The following is a 17,819-nucleotide window of genomic DNA, read 5'->3' as shown; positions in this document are numbered from 1 at the left end:
GTTAGGCCACTTTTGCTTCGAAAGCCAGTGGGCTGATGCCGCCCAAGTATGAGTGTCGGCGGCGCGGATTATAAAAGCCATTGATGTATTCAAAGATGGCTGTATGGGCTTGCTTGCGTGTGGCCCAGCGGTACCGCCAGATCGGTTCGGCTTTGATGGTCTTGAAGAATGTCTCGACGGCGGAGTTGTCGTAGCAATTCCCGGTTGCGCTCATGGACGGTTTCATTGTGTAGGCACCAAGGCGCTTCTGGTAATCACCCGAAGCGTATTGACTGCCGCGGTCGCTATGGAAGATACACCCAGGTGGGGGATTACGCAGCCGTGCAGCCATATCGAATGCCCTGATTGCGAGGTCTTTTTTCATCCGGTCACTGACTGCCCAGCCGATTACGAGGCGTGAATGAAGGTCCAGAACGACGGCCAGATAGAGCCAGCCTTCAGCTGTCCAGATATAACTGATATCGCCTGCCCATTTCTGATTGGGACCATCAGCCTGAAAGTCGCACGCCAAGAGGTTTTCGGCATATCCATGTTTGTGATTGCTGTCAGTCGTGACTTTGTAACGGTGCGTCCGAACCGGGACGACACCATGGATACGCATCAACCGACCCACCCGCCTTTCTCCAACCTTCAAACCAATTTCCTTGAGCTCTGCCGTCATGCGAGATCGGCCATAGGTTCCAAGAGATTGGGTGTATTGGTCTTTGATATGGGCTAGCAGCCGCATGTCGCCACGCACCCGCGTGCTCATGGGCCGGTTGACTCAAGCCCGAAAGCCGCGCGCCGTGACGTCCATGACCCGGCACATCGTTTCAATGCGCCAGATATGACGCCATTTCTGGATGAACGCAAATCGCATCACTTTTGGCTCGCGAAGAAGGCAGTGGCCTTTTTTAAGATCTCCCTCTCCTCGCGCAGAACCTTGTTTTCATGACGAAGCCGTTCGTTCTCTTTCAACAAGTCAAAGTCTGTCGGCAAATTGCCCGGTGCTGACCTGATGCCCTCGCCATCATGTCTCCCTGCTAATTGGATCCACTTGCCCAGCGTCGACTTGCCAATCCCAAGATCGGCCGCCACACGCTCACGCGTCAAACCGCTGGTCAATGCCAAACGCACCGCCTCACGACGAAACTCTTCTCCGTATACCTGTGTCATGATTCTACTCCTGATTAGGTGATTTACATCTCACCACCCGGAACAAAACCGTTACAAGTCCACATTTCAAGTTGCCTTGCCGAGTTCAGCATCACCGCGCCCTCTTGATGACTTCGACATCATCACGCCGATAACACCCATGGCATCAGTATCTTGACAGTTTCATAGCAATTGCTATCCTCCTAAGCTTAAGGCAAGGTCCGATCCAGCGTGAGCTTGGGCATTCCAAAGGCCATTGTCGCGTTCATCGGCGAACATCGCGAGGCATATGGGTCGAGCCTATTTGCAAGGCTATGCCGACGGCGCTGCAGTTGCGTAGACCTGTCCAACGGGAGGGAATTAGGATGCGCATTTCATCTGCCGTTGCCGTGCTGTTGCTCGGCTCAACCTTGCTGCTGGGCAGCTTCGGTCGAACCATTCAGGCCATTGCCGAGGGCCAAGTCAAGCAGGTCACCGGCAGCGGCGAGGTCAAGGATACCGCCTATCCCGACCGCGCCTATTTCGGCGACACCCATGTCCACACCGGCTGGTCGGCGGACGCGGGCATCGACGGCGCGATCCTCGGTCCGGAGGATGCCTTCCGTTTCGCGCGCGGCGACGAAGTGACATCCAACAGCGGGCAGAAGGCGAAGCTGAACCGCGCGCTCGACTGGATGGTGATCACTGACCATTCCGACGGGATGGGAACCATCAGCGAAATCCGTTCCGGCAATCCCGAGATGATCGGAAACGACGAATTCCTGAAGCGAATGAATGCCGCCCTCAAGAGTTCGGACGCGAACCTGCGCAACAAAGTGATGCTGGAAGCGGTGGACTTGCAGGTGGCCCAGCAGCTGCCAAAGGCCATGACGGATCCCAAGTGGATGGTCTCCGCTTGGAAGCGGACGATCGAGATCGCCGACCGATACAACGAACCGGGCAAGTTCACCGCAATGATCGGCTATGAGTGGACGGTGAATGCCGATGACGGGAACAATCTGCACCGCAATGTCGTCCTGCGCGACGGGGCCGACAAGGCCGGCCAAGTGCTCCCGCTCACGTCCTTCGAGACCCAGGATCCGGAAGGGTTGTGGAAGTGGATGGCGGACTATGAAGCCAAGACCGGCGGCAAGGCGCTGGCCATCCCCCACAACGGCAATCTGTCGAACGGGCGGATGTTCGAGGAAACCCGCTTCGACCGCTCGCCGATGACGCGTGAATACGCTTCTGCGCGCCAGCGTTGGGAGCCGCTGGTCGAGTTGACCCAGATGAAGGGTCAGTCGGAAAGCCACCCCAGTCTGAGCCCGAACGATGAATTCGCAAATTGGGACCTGTGGGACCGGGGCAATCTGAACGGCGTGCTCAAGGAGCCCGGCATGGTTCGCACCGAATATTGGCGGGAGGCCTTGAAGAGCGGCCTCAGGCTGCAGGGCACGCTGGGTGCCAATCCGTTCAAGATCGGCGCCAATGCCGGCACCGATACCCACACCGCCCTATCTGCGGCCGAGGAGAATAATTACTGGGGCAAGCTGGCGTCGATCGAGCCGTCGGCCGATCGGATGACGCGGCCCTTCAACAAGCAGTTTTTGAGCTTTGATACGACCGCCGCCGGCTACATGGGCGTCTGGGCCAAAGCCAACACGCGCGAGGCGTTGTGGGACGCGATGCAGCGGCGCGAAACCTTTGCTACCACCGGCCCGCGCATGACGGTACGTTTCTTTGGCGGCTATGACTTTGCCGCCGCCGACCTCGGCAATCTCGTCAGGGCCGGCTATACCCGTGGCGTGCCGATGGGCGGCGACCTGAAGCCCGCCCCGGCCGGCAAGGCCCCTACCTTCCTGGTTGCCGCGATGAAGGACCCGCAGGGCGCCAATCTCGACCGGGTGCAGGTGATCAAGGGCTGGGTCGATGCCCGGGGCCAGACCCATGAACAGGTCTATGAGGTCAAATGGGCGGGCGCCCGCAAGCCCGGCGCGAATGGCAAGCTGCCGGCGGTGGGCAACACCGTCAATCTCAAGACTGCCACCTACAGCAACAGCATCGGCGCTGCCGAACTGGTCGGACTGTGGAGGGACCCCGGCTTCGACCCCAAGCAGCGCGCCGTCTATTATGTCCGCGTGCTGGAAATCCCGACCCCGCGCTGGACGGCGTACGACCAGGTGCGGTTCAAGGTGCCGGCGCCGGCCGAGGCGCAGCTCATCCACCAGGAACGCGCCTTCACTTCCCCCATCTGGTACACGCCGTCCTGAAGCCCGATAGGCTGACGCAATGTCGTTGCGAGGATTGCTTCGCGAGCCACTGGTGCATTTCTTGGCGCTGGGGCTGCTGCTGTTCGCCCTCCACGGCGTCGTTACACCCGGCGGTGGCGGCGGCAGCGGCGAAATCATCCGTGTCGGCGCCGCTGAGGTGGCGGCCATGCAGGACCAGTTCCGCCAGCGGTGGGGCCGCCCGCCGACGCCGCAGGAGCGCGACGCGATCATCGAGGCGCGGGTGCGCGACGAAATCCTGTATCGCGAAGGCGTGGTGATGGGCCTGGACCGTGACGACGCCGTGATCAAGCGCCGGGTGCGCCAGAAGTACGAACTGATCGCCGAGGAGGAAGACAGCAGCGCGCCAACCGAAGCCGATCTTGCCGCCTATCTGAAGGCGCACCCCGACCGGTTCCGTCGTCCTGCGGTGGTGAGTTTCAAACAGGTCCTGCTGCCCGTCGGCGCCGATGCCGCGGCGTTGAGGGCCGCCTTGGATGCGGGGGGCGACGCGGACCGGCTGGGTGCGGAAACGCTGCTGCCGCGCCGCATCAACGGCGAACCGCTCGACCGCGTCGCCCGCGACTTTGGCGGCGTCCTGGCCAGTGAACTGGCGACGATGCCGATCGGGGGCTGGCAGGGCCCGGTGGCGTCTGGCTACGGCCAGCACCTCGTTCGCCTGTCAGCGCGCGTGCCGGCAGAAACGCCGCCACTCGCCGTCATCCGCACCGAGGTTCAGCGCGAATGGGAGAATGATCGCCGCCAGACTGCGGCCGCCGCACGATACGCGGCGCTCCGCAAGCGTTACAAAGTCGAGGTGGCCGGCCGGTGATCAGGACCATGCTGTTCTGGCTGGCCCTGCTATTCGCCCTGCCGGCGACCGCCGACGAGTTCAAGCCGGCCTATCTACAACTGATCGAGCGCGGCGGCGGCTATTACGATGTGCTCTGGAAAGTGCCGGCGCTGGACGAGAGCAAGGTGCTGAAGCTGCAGCCGGTGTTCCCCCCGGGCACACGGGACGTCACGCCCCACAGTGGCATCTATGCCCGCGGCGCGACCGTACAGCGCTGGCGCATCGCCGTACCCGGCGGACTGACGGGAAGGGATATCGGTTTTGCTGGCCTGGCGCTGGTGCCGGTCGACGTGCTGGTTCGCATGGCGCGCAGCGACGGCACCGAGCAACTGGAGCGGCTGAACCCGGCCAACCCGGTGTTCACCGCCGCCGCCAGCCCGGGGCCATGGGAGGTGGTGAGCAGCTATACCCTGCTCGGCATCGAGCATATCTGGCAGGGCATCGATCACCTCCTGTTCGTGGCCGGCCTCGTCATGTTGGTCGACAGCCGGCGCAAGCTTCTGCTGACCATCACCGCCTTCACCATCGCCCATTCGATCACGCTGGCGCTGGCGACCCTGGGCGTGCTGAAGGTGCCGGGGCCACCGGTCGAAGCGATCATCGCCCTGTCGATCGTGTTCGTCGCCGCGGAGATCCTGCACCGGCAGCAGGGCCGCACAAGCCTTGCGGTCCGCAAGCCCTGGCTGATCGCCTTCAGCTTCGGCCTGCTCCATGGCCTCGGCTTTGCCGGCGCGTTGGCCGAAGTCGGCCTGCCGCAGAACAGCATTCCGCTGGCCCTGTTGTTCTTCAACGTCGGCGTCGAAATCGGGCAGTTGCTGTTCGTGGCCGCGCTGCTCGCAGCCGCCGCGCTGGTGCGCCGCGTTACCGGGCCGACCGATCCGCGCTGGGCTGCGGTGCTGCCCGCCTACGCCATAGGCGGCATTGCCAGTTACTGGATGTTCGAGCGGGTCGCGGCATTCTTCTGAAGCGATGGCGGCGGCGCCGTTCCCGGTGATCACGCAAAGGTGTGTCGAAAGCGGCGCCATGCCCACCGCCGCCAACCCGGATATCGGGGCATTACGTGCAAGGTCAGACCTTGGGGCGTACCCGGAGAAACAGCCGGATCGCATGAGCGCCTTCGCATGGCTTCGACATTATCACGTCGATAACATTGACGATATCGATAGCCTCACAGTTCGAGACCGTTTGCTATCCCGCTAAGCTTCAGCCAAAGTTCTGCTCCAGATTGATATTGGGCATTCGTTCATACTGGAGCGTTGGCCACAGGTGCTTTGTCCGCCCTTAGGGCGGAGAACCGAGGGGGAGGACCATGAAGCATTTGCTTGCGGCCGTAGTGCTGACAGCTGGCTGCTTGCTCACCGCCGAGACGGCGCTCGCACAGACCAAAAGCCAATCCTGCGAGGCCTATACGAGGAACGCCGCACGATCGACGCCAACCTCCACGGGGGCGGCCCGTGGTGCTGCGCGAGGGGCCGTCGTGGGGTCGTTTTCCGGACATGCCGGCCAGGGCGCCGCCATCGGGGCTGGCGTGGGCGCGACACGCCGCCTTGCACAGAAGAGCCGCTCCTACAGCTGGAACTACAACGACTGCATGATCCGATTAACAGGGCGCGGCGCCTGGCCTTCACGCTGGCGCGACGCCGTCATGGCTTGTTGATGGCTCCACCTCAACATCCCCGTGTGATGGCCGGCTGTGGCACAGAACCCAACGCCATGTACGATGCCATGGCGGTTCAGATCATCCAGAAAAGCCGATCAAGGCCACCACCTTTACCCCCGCCACGGAGCTGGCCAAAACCCATGATCACACGTGTGTAATGATGCCCCCGTTTTCACGAAGAAGCGGGGTCGCGGTCCCATGCGCGTCTATGGCTTTCACCCTCTATATCCCCTCACCATCCTGTCCCTCGCGGGCATTTCTTTGTTTCGCCACAATGTTGAGGCTTTCGACCAGCACCGAGAAGGCGATCGCGGCGTAAAGATAGGTACGTTCAATATGTTGGCCAAAGCCATCGGCCACCAGAACCATGCCGACAATCAACAAAAAAGCGAGGGCCAGCATTTTTGTGGTCTCATATTTGTCAATAAAGGCTGAGGCTGTTTCACTGGCAAACATCATCACCGCAATGGCGATCACAACGGCTGTGACCATGATCGCCAAATTGCTCGACATCCCAATCGCAGTCACAATCGAATCAAGGGCAAAAATGACGTCAATCACGGCAATTTGAGCGACTACGATCATCATTTGTGAAGATTTAGTCTTTGGGCCTGCATGGTCTTCTACCCTTTTGGCGCGGACCAATTCGCCAATTTCAATCGTCGCTTTGTAGAGGAGGTAACCCCCGCCCAAAATCAGGATCAAATCTCGGGCAGAGAATGCATGGCCGAACAAGGCGAACAATGGCTTGGTTAGTCCGGCAAGCCATACCAACATCGATAAAAGCAGGATGCGTAAAAAAAGTGCTAGGGCCAAACCCATTCTGCGCGCGTTTACCTGTTGTTCTTTTGGCAATTTTGACGCCGCGATGGAGATAAAAATGACATTGTCGATCCCCAATACAATTTCTAGCAACGTCAAAATCGCCAATGACGCCCAGCCATCGGCAGATGCCATCCATGTAAACCAATCGGTCAATTAAGGGTACCCCTTTATGGGTTGGTTGCCCGTTGGGGCAGGTTTGGTCAAGCAATATGACCAATGACAAACAGATCAAATCAATCCATGGTGCATGAACTTGCATGTGAAAGTGTGATAAGGCATTCGTTAACCACGTTTGTTTAGTATGTTTGAGGAAATTGCGCTTAGATACATCGTTCCGATGATTCCTCGTGAAGCGCAGTAGGCACTAAGGAGCTGATAATGCCACTGAAACTGTCCCTAAAGCCGAATGAAAAAATCGTGCTAAATGGTGCTGTGGTGCAAAATGGGGATCGTCGCACCACTTTGTTACTTCAAAACAAAGCCTCTGTATTGCGTGAAAAAGACATAATGCAACTCGAAGAAGCCAATACCCCTGCCCGCAGAATCTATCTACCGATCATGCTCATGTATCTGCAAGGCCACGAAACACCTGAACAATATAATGAGTTTGCATTGCGTATGACCGAATTTATGGGTGTAGTGCGTGTCCCATCGGTTTTGGAAGAATGTGTTAATATCTCGCGTGAAGTCATGTCTGGTGAGTATTATAAAGCGCTCACGCGGTGCAGAAAGCTAATGGAATTCGAAGCCGCAAGGCTGAATTTAGAAGGTATAAAACATGTCTTTGAGAGCCTATCAGACAGCGCAGCAACGGGTCGAGACGCCGCGTGAGCTAGAGTATCGTTTGTTTGGACAAGTCACGCGGGCCCTGATCGAAATTCAAGATCTTCCCCGCTATGAAATTGGTAAGCGGATGGATGCGATTGATTGGAATCGTCGCGTATGGTCGTTTATGGCCAGCGATTGCATGTCTTCAACCAACGCCCTGCCTGAGACTCTGCGCGCATCCATCATTTCGCTTAGCCTATGGGTTAGTCGTTATTCCAGTGAAGTCATGCAAAAAGGCGAATCAGTCGAGCCCTTAATCGATGTTAATCGGTCCATAATGCAAGGACTTGCCAGCCAAATCGAAACAAATTCCCCGGTTTTGCAATCGGCTGAATAGGTTTGAGCCTGCTGCGTCAAGGTGTTTAAGGTTAATCAAGTCTAACGGGGCTTTTGGATCCTTTAGGAATTTTCCATCGTTAAGTAATTGGATCGCACTGACATTGTCGGGCTTGTTGCTCATTTCAATCCATTGAAAGCGCAACAGCGATACAATGCCTTAGGCCTAGGTGGTGACCTAACGTAATGAGGATCAACCTACCATTAAATCATCTAAATAGGTCGAAATAGAAATTCATTACCAGGATGAAAGTGGGATTTTTCTGGTTCAAATTGGCAATCATTAATCGATGGGGTGTCGATCCCCATGCTGAAGTGGTTAGCCTCAACCAGTATTGGCTTCACATGTCTCCGATCAAGCGTCCAAGGGTGTCGCCATAAAAAGCTTCATCTCTGCCATGTCGCCCCAAATCGCCTATCTCTTCATAGGTTGCAATGTGCAGGCGTACCCTCATAAAGCTAGTCTTTCTCGGATCAGTGCCATGGTTTCTTTAACCCCAAAAAGCGCCACAAAGCCACCAAAACGAGGGCCTTGCTCTTGGCCAAGCAGAACTTCATAGAGGGCTTTGAACCAATCGCGCAGGTTTTCAAAGCCGTTGGATTTGCCAACCTCAAACACCATGGTTTGGATGCTGTCCCCATCCATTTGATCGCACGATAGTGCATCCAATTGGCCTAGAAGGTCTAAAATCGCTGCGCGCTCTTGGTCTGATGGCGCACGGAACTTTTTGGTGGGCTCAATAAAGTCGCGGTAATAGGCAATCGCAAACCCGGCCAATTGGTTGAGCAAGGGTTGGGTCTCGGGCGTGGCTTGCGGCGCGTAGCGCTTGATAAAGCCCCATAAAACCTCTGTTGTTGATGCATTGGCGGCTGAGACCAGGTTGAGTAAAAGGCCAAAGCTAATGGGTGAACTATGGCGTGGCGGATTGCCATTATGTATATGCCAAACCGGGTTTTCCAGCTGCTTGGCGGGCTCCTCGCGCCAGAAGGCATCGAGAAATTGGATGTATTCGTCAACCGCACGTGGGATCACGTCAAAATAGAGCTTTTTGGCTACCCGCGGCTTTTGATAATTATAGAGCGAAAGACTTTCAGGAGGCGCATAGCTCAGCCATTGCTCAACTGAAATCCCATTGCCTTTGGATTTGCTGATCTTTTCGCCATTTTGGTCCAAGAACAACTCATAGCAATATTGAACTGGCGGCTCAGCCCCTAATATCCGACAAATCTTGGAATAGATCGGACCATTGGTTTGATGGTCTTTGCCATACATTTCAAAATCGACACCCAAAGCGGCCCAACGCATGCCAAAGTCGGGTTTCCACTGCATTTTGACCTTCCCACCGGTCACAGACATGGTCACATCGGTGCCGTCTTCATCGCGAAAGGTTATGGTGCCAGCCTTGGGGTCTTTAGCCTTCAACGGCACATAAAGCACGCGACCCGAGGTAGGCGAGATCGGCAAAAACGGGCTATAGGTGTTACGGCGTTCCTCGCCCAAAGTCGGAAGCATCACGCCCATAATGGCGTCGTAATGTTCTAGCGCGCGCAGCAAGGTCGCATCAAATGCGCCGGAGCGGTAAAGCTGTGTCGCCGATTTGAATTCATAATCAAAGCCAAAACTATCGAGAAAGCCGCGCAAGCGCGCATTATTATGCTGGGCAAAGCCCTCGTGTGTGCCAAATGGGTCGGGCACATCGGTTAAGGGCATTTGTAGATAGAGGGCCAGTGCCTCTGAGTTTGGCACATTATCAGGCACTTTGCGCATGCCATCCATATCATCGCTGACGCAGATCAGCTTGGTTTCAATTGTGCCATTGGTCAGCGCAATGAAGGCCTGACGCACCATCGTTGTCCGCACGACTTCGCCAAATGTCCCAAGATGCGGCAAGCCTGATGGGCCATAGCCGGTTTCAAAGATAATTGGGCTTTGCCTGCCGGTCTTCTTTACGCGGTCCAGCAGTAAACGTGCTTGTTCAAACGGCCAAGCTTTGGCATCGCCAGCCAATAATGCACGATCTTGCATTCAAGTCTCATTTATCATAGGGGGGTTAGTGGATGGTGCGGCGTTGTGACAAAATCAGCGCTTAAGGTCAAATCCACGGTACGCCTATTCCTCAGTCCGGGGCGGTACACATACTGAATTATACCGCCATTATTATTCTCGAGGCTTATAATTGCACTGCTTTTGATGTGCGTGATGGACAGTTTAGAAGTACCAATCAGGCTGCCACCCATTTTTATAATCATCCCATACCATCCACCTATTTCACAATAACACAGTGGGTTTTGTGCATTACTGCTCATTGCATGATGGATCAGGACTTGTGCGGGAAAATGCAACAATGGACCGACATAAAGCGCCACTGCATGACGCAAACACCCCGCGCACGTAATGAAGCTCACGTTCAAGCTTGAGTAGTCAGGCGCTACACTGATAAGGTCAATGGACGCTATGTCGCGGTCTAAGGGGGAATTGGGTGGGTCAGAGAAAGACACAAATTGTAGTCGTTGGCGGGGGCGCCGGGGGCTTAGAGCTCGTTCGTTTGCTCGGCTCGCGCTATGGCCGCAAAGACCATGACATCATCCTGATCGACCGGAATTTGACCCATGTCTGGAAGCCCTTATTGCACGAAGTGGCGGCAGGTTCGCTCGATGCCAATCTGGATGAAGTGGGCTATGGCGGCCATGCCGTGCGCTGGGGCTATCGGTTTTTCAATGGCAGCCTTGAAAGTGTCGATCGGATCGCCCGCACCATAACCACCGCACCCTTATTAGACGAACGCGGTGAGGAGATCATCGCTCGACATAGCATTCGCTATGATTATCTGGTCCTCGCAATGGGCGGGATTTCAAACGATTTTGGCGTGCCGGGTGTGCGCGAACACGCGATGTTTCTCGAAGACCGCCCGCAAGCCGACCGCTTTAGACAAAAACTACTCAACGCCTGCCTGCGCACCAACCACGCCCATCAGACGGGCGATACGCAGGCCGCCGTGCGCATCTGTATTGTTGGTGGCGGTGCCACAGGGGTGGAGCTTGCTGCAGAACTGTATAATGCCGCCAAAGCACTGCGCCATTACGGCCTCGAGGTGTTTGATGAATCCAAGCTTGAAGTATCGCTGATTGAAGCTGGCCCTCGAATATTACCCGCTTTGGATGAGAAGCTCGCCGAAAGTGCCAAGCTTGAGTTGGAGAAATTGGGCGTCAATGTGCTCGACAATACCCAAGTGGTGAAGCTTGCCAAAAACGAGGTTCATACCGGCACCGGGGCCGTGATTGCGGCCAATCTGATTGTGTGGGCTGCCGGGGTAAAGGGTGCTGAAGAAATTCGCACCTTGGGCGATCTGGAGCTGACTCGCGGCAACCAAATCGTCGTTCGCCCAACGCTACAGACCACCTGCGACGACCGCATTTATGCGCTGGGCGATTGCGCTTCCTGCATGCTGCCCGGCCGCGACCGCCCCATTCCGCCGCGTGCGCAATCGGCCCACCAAATGGCCAGCCAAGTCTTCCATAATCTGGTGCGCGCACAAGCGGGCCAGCCACAACAGGATTTTGTCTATCACGACCATGGCTCGCTGGTATCGCTTAGCCGCTTTTCAACAGTGGGCAGCCTCATGGGTAATTTGGTTGGCGGGCGTATGCGTGTTGAGGGCTGGGTCGCCCGCATGGTCTATCAGTCGCTTTACCGCATGCATCTGATCGCCATCCACGGCTGGTGGCGCGGCCTGACCCTCATCATCATCGGCCATGTCAACCATATCATCCGACCGAAATTTAAGCTGCATTAGGGCGTAGGGTGCGGTTCGTCAGGACAGCACTATCGCGTTCGCTGTGAGGTTAGATTTAGCGTATTCTACTTAGACAGCCTTTGCGCTATGCTCTGCCTGCGCAAAGGCTTAAGTCGAGTTTGAGCGCGCAAGATAGGGCGTCAAGGGGCGCGCCATAGGCGCGCCCCTTGACCCCCCATCTTGCGCAGAGACAATTGTCGGGTGGCTTCAAGGCAAGCAGAGTGCGGCCTGAAGCCGTTCCAAGTGCTTTGGCTGCGGACAAACATTAGCGATCTTAAGAATTGCTTGACAATGGTGCATCCCATGGTTGGAATGCATCCTACCGCACGGAGCGGATTGCTTACCCGCCTTCCCGCTCCCCCAACAAAAACGCCCGCACCTTCGTGTTCTCCGTCAACCCTATCGCGCGCTCCATCGCTATCGCCGCTGCCGCCGCTTCCTGACACCCGCGATGGGCCGCCGCCAAGGTCACCCAATAAGGCTGATAGGTGCTGACATCGGCGGTATTGAGGCTGAACAAGACCTCAAGTGCCGCGCGCCCTTGCCCCATGGCTTGTAGGACAGCCGCATAGCTAACAAAGGCGCCGATACTGGGCCGATGGGTCAGCAGAAGTTCATGGAAGGAGCGTAGCGCCGCCCAATTGGTGGCACCCGTGATTGGGGCTTGAATGTGGATCGACTGGATCGCGGCTTCGATCTGAAACCGACCAAGGCGGTTGAGCTTGGAGGCACGCGCCAACAATCCTTCGGCTTCGATAATCTTCGCGCGCTCCCATAGCTTTGCGTCTTGATTCTTGAGGGGTACAAATTCGCCCTCAGGCCCCCAGCGCGCGCCCTTGCGCGCATCGACATAGAGCATCAGCGCCAAGAGACCAAAAGCCTCTGGCTCTTGCGGTAAAAGTGAAACGACCAAACGCGCGAGAAAAATCGCCTCGTCAGCCAATGAGATATTGTGGTCATCTGACCCTGCGACGGCATCAAAGGAAGTCCCAAAGGCTGCATAAATCGCCGACAAAACTTCGTCCAAGCGACCGGGTAGGGCGTCGAGGTCTGGAATTTTAAAGCCAATGCCCGCGGCCTTAATCTTGGCTTTGGCCCGCACCAACCGTTGGCCCATGGTCGTTGGCGAGACCAAAAAGGCAGAGGCGATCTGGGCGGCATCGAGGCCTAATATGGTCTGGAGCATGAGCGGCGTGCGCATATCTTCTTGAATGGCGGGGTGCGCGCACACAAACAAAAGACTGAGGCGTTGATCCGGGATGGGCGCCGCAGTTGCAGAGGGGGCGTCCATCCTTCGCAAAATCTCGTCCATGCCGCGCAGCTTAACGGCCTCATGCCGGTGGGTATTGATCAGGCGGTTGCGCGCGGTGGTCAAAAGCCAAGCGTCGGGATTGGTCGGTATGCCACGTCTGGGCCAGGTTTGTAGGGCCGCTGCAAATGCTTCCGATAAGGCATCTTCACTGGCAGCCAGATCGCCATCACGGGCCGCCAAGAGCGCTACGAGACGGCCATAAGAATTGCGCGCCGTCGCCACAACAACAGCTTCGACTGAAGCAGCTTGCGCCACTTCCGTCGACCGGGTGCGGCCACCGACCATGCTTAGCCCGCAGGCGCGGTAGAACGCGGGGGCATGACAGGGCGCACTTCAACCGAGCCCGCGCTGGCCGCCGGAGATTTGGCCGCCCATTCGAGTGCGGCATCGAGATCCGGCACTTCAATAATGAAGTAACCGCCTAATTGCTCTTTGGTATCGGCAAATGGGCCATCCTGGACCACCCTTTTGCCATCGCGGATGCGCAGCGTCGTCGCGGTATGGGGTGGCTGCAGGCCATCCCCATTAATGATGATGCCAGATTGCTGTAACGCGCCAACGAAGGCTGTCCAACCGCCCCAATAAGCCCCGGCTGTAGCTGGGTCGTCGCGCTTGGATCTTTCGGCTTCGGTTTCGTTCATAATCAGCATGAATTGCATGGTAGTTCTCCTTTTTAAGTTATGACTCAGACCCAAAGTCTGGTCGAGAGGTGAGATTAGGCCAAAAGGCGTTGTTTGTTAGAAAAGTGGGCGACCCACAGCAAAGCTGCTGCGATGGCGACAACGGTGGTAAGGACGATCACTTGACTGGTCCCTAAGGCCGCAAACACACCATGGGTGATATCGCCCACATAAAGCGCGCAATAGCTAAGGAGTGACAATAACAAGATGGGTCGTGTCACTGGGGTCTGGAACACCAAAAGGGTTGAGCCCAAAACGCCACCAAAAACCCCAATTGCAAAAGCCAGCTTCATCCAAAACGGGATCGACACCATAACGGCCGCTTGATCGGGCGTCAGGCCCTGCGCCATCAGACTTTCTAAACTGGGATTAAGCGTGGTGAAAAACTGCAATACACCAAAAAAGTTCCAAGCCAATCCAAGCCCTGCGACTACCATCAGCCAAAGTGGTGGTCTGAGTTTGCCTACTAATTCTGTCATACAACTTGCTCCTTTTGTCCTATTCCAAGATCGCCTTTGCCAGAAAGCGGAGGGTGATCTCATGGGCATGACACTTGAGCATGGGTCGATTTCGACATCGCCGACAAACCGCGCTGATTTTCTTGCAGTCCGCGCTAACTTGACAAAGCGGGGGTGCGCAACGATCACTGAACCCCTTTCATGTGGAGACTTTGGTCAATGCTCTCAGAATTGGTGCTCTTCCGTCATGGCAAAGCGGTTCGACCCCTTGAAGCACGCGATGACTTTTGCCGTGGCTTAACGCCGTTTGGAGCAGCACAAGCCAGTGCTCAAGCTTTGCGGTTGAAAGCAGCAGGCTTTCTCCCTGATCTAGCTTTGGTTTCAACCGCATTGCGCGCTAGCCAAACCTGGGACGCGTGCACAACAGCTTTCCCCAAAACGCCTGTCGAAATGTCGCGTGCGCTCTATTTGGCTTCACCTGCCAATTATCTAAGGGCCTTAGAACAGTGCATGCATTCATCTGCAATCCTGATCGCTCATAACCCAGGCTTGCACGATCTGGCGCGCCGCTTGATGAAGGGTGACCGGGGTGTTGAGGCTGGCCAAACCAAATTGATGGAGCATTTGCCAACCTCAGGTATCGCTTGGTTTCATGCCGATACTGGGGCACATTCAGGCTTTAAGCTGAAGCAGTTTTGGGCACCACTTCCTACCTAAGGCTCTAGACGGACTAACGACAAATCAAAATTTCTATGCGCTTGATCAAACATGTCAAAACCCCAACCCAAACCCAAGCCAAAGCAGTACCGGTTAAAACCCTGGTCGATTGAGACTGTGGTGGATGGCGATCGGCTTCGTGTGCAATTGAACGCAGCCGCCTTAGATCATTTAGGCGATGACAAGGCCACCCGCACCAGAGCTCTGGAGCTGTTAAAAGGGGCATTCATGCGGGGTCGTTGGATCGCGCAAGAAAGGCTGGAAAGCGGGGCAGGAGGGCTTGATTGCTCCCATCTTCTGGCGGCCGTGCAAGATCAAGTGATCGCGGCCCTATATGATTTTACGACGACACATGTGATACGCGCGCGCAATCCTACAGCAGCTGAGCGGCTAAGCGTCTGTGCTACTGGCGGTTATGGCCGCAATTCCATGGCACCCTCTTCGGACGTTGATCTCATGTTTGTCCGTCCGATCCGCGATGCGGTATGGGCCGAAAGCGTGATTGAATATATGCTTTATATGCTTTGGGATATGGGGCTGAAAGTTGGCCACGCCTCGCGCACGATATCTGAATGTCTGCGTGCGGCGCGAGAAGATATGACAATCCGAACCTCAGTACTAGAAACCCGATTTGTGTGCGGCGACCGTCTCTTATTCCGTGAGCTAGAAGTTCGCCTGCGCAAAGACTTGTTTGAAGGCACAGCTGCTGATTTTGTGGCGGCCAAGCTGGCTGAACGCGATAACCGACATCGGCGAACCGGCGAAAGCCGCTATATGGTTGAACCCAACATCAAAGACGGTAAGGGTGGCTTGCGCGATTTACATACGCTCTTTTGGATCGCCAAATACATTCACGCCACCGATGACACCGGCCAATTTGTCGAAAAGGGCATTTTCACGCCCGAAGATATGAAGCAGTTTAACCAAGCTGCTGAGTTCTTGTGGACGGTGCGGTGCCATTTGCATTTTCTGACTGGGCGCGCCGAAGAGCGTTTGACCTTTGATTTGCAGCCTGAAATGGCGCGTCGAATGGGCTATGGTGACCGGGCCGATAACCCTGCGGTTGAGCGCTTTATGAAACGCTATTTTTTAGTCACCAAGCAAGTCGGTTCCTTGACACGCATCCTGTCTGCCCGTTTGGAGCTGGATCGCCAGAAAGCCAGCCCGCGTCGGTTATCGCGCTTTTTTGTCGCCGCTAACAAAAGCAAACCGCTTGCCGATCCGCGCTTTGTTGAAGATAGAAACCGCATTGGTTTTGCAGACCCCCAAAATGTGGAAAACGATCTTTCCTCATTAATCGACATATTTAAGCTGGCCGATCAACTGGATTTGGACATCGATCCCAGAGCCTTAGCATTGGTTTCGCGCTTGGCACCAAAGGGGCGCCAGATGCGTGAAGACCCAAAAGCCATTGCAAGCTTTCTAGAGTTAATCGCTTCCCCAAAAAATCCTGCTCGCGCACTAGGTCTCCTGAATGAGGCCGGATTATTGGGCAAGCTGATACCAGAATTTGGCCGTATAGTAGGGCAAACCCAATTCAATATGTATCATCATTTTACCGTTGATGAGCATACTTTGCGCGGCATAGCCAATTTGTCTGACATTGAAAACGCCCGCCTGTATCAAGAACTTCCAGTTGCAACCGAATTATTCCCAAAAATCGCCAATCGACGCGCACTTTATTTAGCTATGCTGCTCCATGATGTCGGTAAAGGTGAAGGCGATCAACAGATCGAAGGTGCCAAAGCTGCTACGATGGCTTGCCGACGCTTAAGGTTGGATGAAGCGGAAACAGAGCTTGTGGCTTGGCTTGTTGGTCACCATTTAATCATGAGCGAGGTTGCCCAGCGCCGCGATATTGGTGATCCAAAGACGGTAACCGATTTCGCCTCCACAATTGGCACACTTGAAAAACTCCGCTTATTATTGATCCTTACCGTTGCGGACATTCGCGCCGTGGGACCAGGTGTTTGGAACGACTGGAAAGCACAATTACTGCGCGATCTTTATAAACTCACGGAGGCAAGTTTACGTGGCGGTCGTTCTGATGAACGATTTGTTCGACGCCATTTAAAAGCTCAAGCCGATGAACGACGTACCCAAGCCTTGAGCGATCCAATCTTATCCCAGTTTTTCAGTAATCTTGAGGACGCATATTGGCTTGGTTTTGATTCGGAGCAACAAGTCTGGCACGGCCACGAGATCGCCAAAGCCCTGCAAGCAAACACAGACGTTTGGTTAGCAAGCCGCCTTGCCCCTTATCGGGGTGCAACTGAAATATTGGTGTATTGCCCCGATCAGTCTGGCCTTTTTGCTGCTTTAACAGCCGTCTTCGCTCAGGTAGGCGCAAATGTGATTGATGCGCGCATCTATACCTCTAAGGGAGGAACTGCTTTTGACATATTTGCGCTGCAAGATCAGTCGGGCTGTGCGTTTGGCGAACATAGACCCGATACAATTGAACGCCTGTTTGCCCACCTGAAAGAGGCGCTTTCAACTGGAAAGCCCTCTGCGCAGGTACATGCAAGCTTGCATCCCAAAAAACCGACCAATCGCGTTGCAGTTTTTGCCATCGAGCCTGTCATCACAATTGATAATGATGGCGCAGCTTTTGACACCATAGTGGAGATTTCTGGACGCGACCGGCCAGGCCTATTGGCGGATTTGGCACAAGTGTTTGAGGATGAGGCTCTCAATGTCACTTCGGCCCATATTGATAGTGTAGGCGAACGCGCCAACGATGCTTTCTATCTGCGTGATCGTGGTGGCCTGAAAGTTCGTGACCCACGCGTGATCGCAACTTTAAAGGCACGCCTGATGGGTGTCTTGGGTGATGCTGACCTCCGAGATGGTCCAAGCCTAATCGCAAAGCGCACTTTAGCCAAAGCACGCGCCAGTAGTCGACGCTAAAGCCTATCCCTTTGAGTGATTATGGTGTGATCTGACCTCATGCCACAGATAGGCTTCGCGCCCAAT

14 protein-coding genes and 1 pseudogene are annotated in these 17,819 nt (G+C 55.6%); 9 read left to right on the top strand and 6 right to left on the bottom strand.

Features of this window, described 5'->3' with window-relative positions:
- Nucleotide 1: 1 nt before the first annotated feature.
- Nucleotides 2-1,155: pseudogene (locus tag PsB1_RS06660) on the bottom strand (IS3 family transposase).
- Between the two features lie 344 nt (nt 1,156-1,499).
- Between PsB1_RS06660 and PsB1_RS06655 the strand changes: the two are divergent.
- The 4 genes from PsB1_RS06655 to PsB1_RS06640 all read left to right on the top strand — a co-directional run bounded on the left by PsB1_RS06655 (nt 1,500) and on the right by PsB1_RS06640 (nt 5,890).
- Nucleotides 1,500-3,383 carry a DUF3604 domain-containing protein gene (locus PsB1_RS06655; RefSeq protein WP_284359930.1) on the top strand — a complete coding sequence of 628 codons (1,884 nt, stop codon included), beginning with the start codon at nt 1,500-1,502 and terminating at the stop codon, nt 3,381-3,383.
- A 19-nt stretch (nt 3,384-3,402) separates the two neighbouring features.
- Nucleotides 3,403-4,212 carry a peptidylprolyl isomerase gene (locus PsB1_RS06650; protein ID WP_284359929.1) on the top strand — a complete coding sequence of 270 codons (810 nt, stop codon included), beginning with the start codon at nt 3,403-3,405 and terminating at the stop codon, nt 4,210-4,212.
- An 8-nt stretch (nt 4,213-4,220) separates the two neighbouring features.
- Nucleotides 4,221-5,198 (top strand): HupE/UreJ family protein, encoded by a 978-nt coding sequence (locus PsB1_RS06645; RefSeq protein WP_284359928.1) that lies wholly within the window; start codon nt 4,221-4,223, stop codon nt 5,196-5,198.
- A 344-nt stretch (nt 5,199-5,542) separates the two neighbouring features.
- Nucleotides 5,543-5,890, top strand: a complete 348-nt coding sequence (locus PsB1_RS06640; protein WP_284359926.1) for a glycine zipper family protein — start codon at nt 5,543-5,545, stop codon at nt 5,888-5,890.
- Nucleotides 5,891-6,115: 225 nt separating this feature from the next.
- Here PsB1_RS06640 and PsB1_RS06635 read toward each other — a convergent pair whose 3' ends face one another.
- Nucleotides 6,116-6,871, bottom strand: a complete 756-nt coding sequence (locus PsB1_RS06635) for a TerC family protein (protein WP_284359925.1) — start codon at nt 6,869-6,871, stop codon at nt 6,116-6,118.
- Between the two features lie 225 nt (nt 6,872-7,096).
- Between PsB1_RS06635 and flbT the strand changes: the two genes are divergently transcribed.
- Complete coding sequence (flbT, locus tag PsB1_RS06630) at nt 7,097-7,549, top strand: flagellar biosynthesis repressor FlbT (protein ID WP_284359924.1); 453 nt, start codon at nt 7,097-7,099, stop codon at nt 7,547-7,549.
- Entirely contained in the window at nt 7,497-7,883 is a 387-nt protein-coding gene (gene flaF / locus PsB1_RS06625; RefSeq protein ID WP_284359923.1) for a flagellar biosynthesis regulator FlaF, read from the top strand. Before flbT ends, flaF begins: the two co-directional genes overlap by 53 nt.
- A 450-nt stretch (nt 7,884-8,333) precedes the next feature.
- On the opposite strand, the gene PsB1_RS06620 is transcribed toward flaF, so the two are convergent.
- A complete protein-coding gene (locus PsB1_RS06620; protein WP_284359922.1) occupies nt 8,334-9,908 on the bottom strand; it encodes a lysine--tRNA ligase in 1,575 nt (524 codons plus the stop codon).
- Nucleotides 9,909-10,362: 454 nt separating this feature from the next.
- On the opposite strand from PsB1_RS06620, the gene PsB1_RS06615 reads away from it, so the two are divergent.
- A complete protein-coding gene (locus PsB1_RS06615) occupies nt 10,363-11,676 on the top strand; it encodes an NAD(P)/FAD-dependent oxidoreductase (protein WP_284359921.1) in 1,314 nt (437 codons plus the stop codon).
- Nucleotides 11,677-12,016: 340 nt separating this feature from the next.
- Here PsB1_RS06615 and PsB1_RS06610 read toward each other — a convergent pair whose 3' ends face one another.
- The 3 genes from PsB1_RS06610 to PsB1_RS06600 are packed head-to-tail and all read right to left on the bottom strand — an operon-like array spanning nt 12,017 to nt 14,147.
- The gene (locus PsB1_RS06610) at nt 12,017-13,273 is read right to left on the bottom strand and encodes an RNA polymerase sigma factor (RefSeq protein ID WP_284359920.1); all 1,257 of its coding nucleotides are present in this window, start codon (nt 13,271-13,273) and stop codon (nt 12,017-12,019) included.
- A gap of 2 nt (nt 13,274-13,275) precedes the next feature.
- Entirely contained in the window at nt 13,276-13,647 is a 372-nt protein-coding gene (locus PsB1_RS06605; protein ID WP_284359918.1) for a YciI family protein, read from the bottom strand.
- 56 nt (nt 13,648-13,703) lie between these two features.
- Nucleotides 13,704-14,147, bottom strand: coding sequence for a hypothetical protein (locus PsB1_RS06600; RefSeq protein WP_284359917.1), 444 nt, complete (start codon nt 14,145-14,147; stop codon nt 13,704-13,706).
- 198 nt (nt 14,148-14,345) lie between these two features.
- Here PsB1_RS06600 and PsB1_RS06595 point away from each other — a divergent pair, with 198 nt between their 5' ends.
- Nucleotides 14,346-14,843 (top strand): SixA phosphatase family protein, encoded by a 498-nt coding sequence (locus PsB1_RS06595; protein WP_284359915.1) that lies wholly within the window; start codon nt 14,346-14,348, stop codon nt 14,841-14,843.
- Between the two features lie 51 nt (nt 14,844-14,894).
- Nucleotides 14,895-17,753 carry a [protein-PII] uridylyltransferase gene (locus PsB1_RS06590; RefSeq protein WP_284359914.1) on the top strand — a complete coding sequence of 953 codons (2,859 nt, stop codon included), beginning with the start codon at nt 14,895-14,897 and terminating at the stop codon, nt 17,751-17,753.
- The last annotated feature ends 66 nt before the right edge of the window (nt 17,754-17,819 follow it).

Source organism: Candidatus Phycosocius spiralis (genome assembly GCF_030158815.1).
Lineage (GTDB): Bacteria > Pseudomonadota > Alphaproteobacteria > Caulobacterales > Aquidulcibacteraceae > Aquidulcibacter > Aquidulcibacter spiralis.
The sequence above is the reverse complement of the archived record's forward strand: the minus strand, read 5'-3'. Positions and strand labels throughout refer to the sequence as shown.

Bases quoted from the DNA above. Each gene is read 5' to 3' on its own strand.
- PsB1_RS06655 (WP_284359930.1), top strand. From the start codon at position 1,500: ATGCGCATTTCATCTGCCGTTGCCGTGCTGTTGCTCGGCTCAACCTTG.
- PsB1_RS06650 (WP_284359929.1), top strand. From the start codon at position 3,403: ATGTCGTTGCGAGGATTGCTTCGCGAGCCACTGGTGCATTTCTTGGCG.
- PsB1_RS06645 (WP_284359928.1), top strand. From the start codon at position 4,221: ATGCTGTTCTGGCTGGCCCTGCTATTCGCCCTGCCGGCGACCGCCGAC.
- PsB1_RS06640 (WP_284359926.1), top strand. From the start codon at position 5,543: ATGAAGCATTTGCTTGCGGCCGTAGTGCTGACAGCTGGCTGCTTGCTC.
- flbT (WP_284359924.1), top strand. From the start codon at position 7,097: ATGCCACTGAAACTGTCCCTAAAGCCGAATGAAAAAATCGTGCTAAAT.
- flaF (WP_284359923.1), top strand. From the start codon at position 7,497: ATGTCTTTGAGAGCCTATCAGACAGCGCAGCAACGGGTCGAGACGCCG.
- PsB1_RS06620 (WP_284359922.1), bottom strand. From the start codon at position 9,908: ATGCAAGATCGTGCATTATTGGCTGGCGATGCCAAAGCTTGGCCGTTT.
- PsB1_RS06610 (WP_284359920.1), bottom strand. From the start codon at position 13,273: ATGGTCGGTGGCCGCACCCGGTCGACGGAAGTGGCGCAAGCTGCTTCA.
- PsB1_RS06605 (WP_284359918.1), bottom strand. From the start codon at position 13,647: ATGCAATTCATGCTGATTATGAACGAAACCGAAGCCGAAAGATCCAAG.
- PsB1_RS06600 (WP_284359917.1), bottom strand. From the start codon at position 14,147: ATGACAGAATTAGTAGGCAAACTCAGACCACCACTTTGGCTGATGGTA.
- PsB1_RS06595 (WP_284359915.1), top strand. From the start codon at position 14,346: ATGCTCTCAGAATTGGTGCTCTTCCGTCATGGCAAAGCGGTTCGACCC.
- PsB1_RS06590 (WP_284359914.1), top strand. From the start codon at position 14,895: ATGTCAAAACCCCAACCCAAACCCAAGCCAAAGCAGTACCGGTTAAAA.